We start from the raw sequence: 3059 nt of genomic DNA on the forward strand, positions 1-3059 counted from the left end.
AGCGCGCCTTGCGCAATGTCCCTGTCTTTCCAGCTGAAGCATCGTGCTAATCAGGTGAGGCATTGTATCCTCCAAGCTCTTTTCGACCTCCCGCTCGTACGCTCCGTTGGGGCCGCTCGTAGCACGATTTGAGCAAGGCAGCTGACTGCCCTCTTCCAGCGGCCGACCAACCTCAGAGTTGGTCAGACTCTCCTGTGACATGCGCGCACTGCTTGAATGCTGCCATTGGCGCCTTGTCTGATCGAGATGCTGGGGACTTCCAAGACCGCGAGACGATGACTCCTGAAGTAGCCGTAGCCCAGTCCTGTCGATGAGTCCGGGAATCACAGTCCGCTGATGCAGGTCGATCACTCTAGTGCCAGGGCCTATGTGATGCCGTACCCAACGATCGCTACCGACTGCCAAAACTCTTCCATTCAGCACGGCAATCGCAGTTGCGCGGGGCGAGATCGTGTCTTGCGTCAGCACGTTTCCGTTATTCATAACAAGCTCCGCCCGGACTGGAGGAGCCGCCTTGGTTTCAAGCGGTTCAGCGAACACGAAAAGGCAAAAGACCAGCAGGAAGCTCATTGAAAGGCCCCTTGGATGGCAGTAAGAGAATTTAAGCGCCGGCGTGTTCCGGCAAGTCATTCTTCAATTGCAGCTAGTGGCTCGAGCAGCAAGGCGACGCGACGGCCAACCTTTCCCTGTTCCAACGACGCCAAGTCGCCCCGGTGGCTCACAGATCACGCCCGCCCCAATTGGGACGAACGCTCGATCCAACGCCGCGGAACTCACCCAGTAACTGCTTATCAATCGCAATTTCCGCAACAAGATCGAGCGAACGCCGAGAACGCCTCATCGGGGGAGAATCCGCGACACCTTCATGCCAGTGCGCGCAGTCCGTCGAGCCATACTAAATTGAATAAGCCGGCGTACGGAGACTAGCTGCCAATCTGTCCGAATCGCCCACTGCTATAGTCGGAGAACGCTTGGGCGATTTCCTCTTGGGTGTTCATGACGAACGGCCCATGGCCCGCGACAGGTTCATCAATGGGTTCGCCGCTAAGCAGCAGCACAATCGAATCACAATCGGCCTCAATAAGGACTCCTTCGCCCTGCCGGTCGAGAAGAACCATCTGAGCGTCACCTACACTACTGCCACCGTTGACCCGGACTGTACCTTTCAAGACGATGATGGCAGTGGTCCACCCATCTGACGCCGGCAAAGGAGTTTGAGAGCCAATTTTGAGCCGCATATCCCAGACATTCATCGCCGTCTTGGTACGCGCGGGTCCGGTTACGCCCCGTAGCGTGCCCGCAATCACCCTGATCGATCCCGCCTCATCTGCCAGCTCCACGGCGGGTATTTCACCACTGGTGATTGCTTGATACTCAGGGCGTTCCATTTTTCTGGAGGCAGGGAGATTCACCCAGAGCTGGACCATACTCAGAATGCCACCGCGCTTCCCGAACTCGGAAGAATGGAATTCCTCATGAACAATTCCGGACGCTGCAGTCATCCACTGCACGTCCCCTGGACCAATGGCTCCGCCAGCGCCTGTTGAATCGCGATGGGCAACTTCACCTTCGTACACAATGGTGACCGTCTCAAAGCCTCGGTGCGGATGCCGCCCGACACCTCGCCGTGCGTCTGTTGGACTGAACGCATGAGGCCCGGCATAGTCCAACAAAAGGAATGGACTCAGGTGACGCCCATGGGTGCTATATGAGAATACAGTCCGGACCGGGAAGCCATCCCCCACCCAATGGGGATGTGACCCACTGTAGACACCTTGGATTGCTTTCATTTAAAGCCTCGCGAGGCGCCAAAGGTCAAGCGGGAAGATAGCCTCGAGATGTTGGACCTGGTAGATGTCGAAATTTGCCATCAGAGTCTCATGCCGAGAACAATAGCGGGGCCTACAGTCCACCCCGACCCAATGAGCGCACCCAAATGCATGATTTTAATGATTTATTCTACTATGCGATGGTAGTGGAGCATGGCGGATTCGCTCCAGCGGGGCGCGCCATCGGCGTTCCCAAGTCCAAACTTAGCCGACGAATCGCGCTACTGGAAGAGCAACTAGGCGTCCGGCTGATACAGCGCTCGACGCGTCGCTTTGCCGTCTCAGAGCTCGGCCAACTCTTCTTCGCTCGTTGCAAGGCAATGCTGGAGGAGGCAGAGGCCGCTCATGCCTTGGTCGCGCTCAATCAAGCCGAGCCATGCGGTGCGCTTCGCCTCACTTGTACAACCGACTTGCTGGCGGGGGGAGTGAGTCGAATGATCGCCAGTTACGTGGCCAGCCACCCTCGGGTCAACGTTCAACTGAAGGCGTTCAATCGACCGGTTGACTTGATTGCTGAAGGCTTCGATGTTGCAGTTCGCCACAGTAGCGGACAACTCAACGACTCAGAATTGGTTCAACGGGTACTGGCCAGACGCCGGCGAGTCTTGATCGCGAGTCCGCAACTGCTAGCCACGCAGCCCCCTCCCTCTGGCCCAGCCGACATATCAACCTATCCGACATTGGATTTTGGCAGTACGCCCGGCTTGCACGAGTGGGTATTTGAACGGCAGGACGGGGCCAAAGCCAAGGTTCGTCATGAACCTCACTTCCTCACCGACGACGTTTACTCAGTGGTGGAGGCTGCCCGACGAGGTGCGGGCCTAGCAATGGTTCCACTGGCCCTTGTCAGGGACGATGTCCGCGACGGACGACTGGTTCAAGTTCTACCAGAATGGAACTGCCCCGAGCAAGTCATTCACGCAGTGCTTCCGAGCAGGCGCCACATGCTTCCTTCCGTGCGAGCTTTGATAGATCACTTGGTAGAGCAGTTCGCCACTATGTCGCTGGACGAGCAAAGCGATAAGCCGGCGCAATGACTAGGTGAGGTGGCTGAGCAAGTCGCCGACCTGGTGCCCCTCCCCTGTCTGGCCTCGAACTTTGCACTGACGCCCGGCCGATTAGCAGGCTGATGAAATACCTCTCAGCTCGTAGACTACTTGAGTCGGAACATCACTCCTTCCAATGCGCGGCGTAGACGTCTTCAGCGAACAGTTGTTCACGGTCAAGCGG

Annotated in this window: 2 protein-coding genes; one reads left to right on the forward strand and one right to left on the reverse strand. The window is 57.3% G+C overall.

The window, feature by feature from the left end:
• Positions 1-923 precede the first annotated feature (923 nt).
• Entirely contained in the window at positions 924-1790 is an 867-nt protein-coding gene (locus ACQKDV_RS18965) for a pirin family protein (protein WP_427785785.1), read from the reverse strand.
• A gap of 146 nt (positions 1791-1936) precedes the next feature.
• On the opposite strand from ACQKDV_RS18965, the gene ACQKDV_RS18970 reads away from it, so the two are divergent.
• Positions 1937-2866, forward strand: coding sequence for a LysR substrate-binding domain-containing protein (locus ACQKDV_RS18970; RefSeq protein WP_427785786.1), 930 nt, complete (start codon positions 1937-1939; stop codon positions 2864-2866).
• Positions 2867-3059 lie beyond the last annotated feature (193 nt).

This window comes from Stenotrophomonas sp. NPDC077659 (assembly GCF_050268705.1).
Taxonomy (GTDB): domain Bacteria; phylum Pseudomonadota; class Gammaproteobacteria; order Xanthomonadales; family Xanthomonadaceae; genus Stenotrophomonas.